We start from the raw sequence: 297 nt of genomic DNA on the forward strand, positions 1-297 counted from the left end.
CGAACTATGTGGACCACGTCCAGATCACGATGGCAGAGGACATCGGCACCGGCGGCCGGGCGGGGTATTACGACGGCGTGGGCGCTGCCCGCGACGTCATCCAGAACCACCTGCTGCAGCTGCTGGCCCTGACCGCGATGGAGGAGCCCATCTCCTTCAACGCCGATGACCTGCGCGCGGAGAAGGAAAAAGTCCTCGCCGCGGTCAAGCTCCCCGAGGACCTGTCCACGCACTCGGCGCGGGGGCAGTTCACCGGCGGCTGGCAGGGCGGTGAGCAGGTCCAGGGCTACCTGGAGG

At 68.0% G+C, this 297-nt stretch carries 1 pseudogene; it reads left to right on the top strand.

The features are described 5' to 3' along the window. A pseudogene (locus AC5RT3_RS20695) lies at positions 1-297 on the top strand (glucose-6-phosphate dehydrogenase); the annotation flags it as partial.

The organism is Arthrobacter sp. Y3221159, from assembly GCF_059089885.1.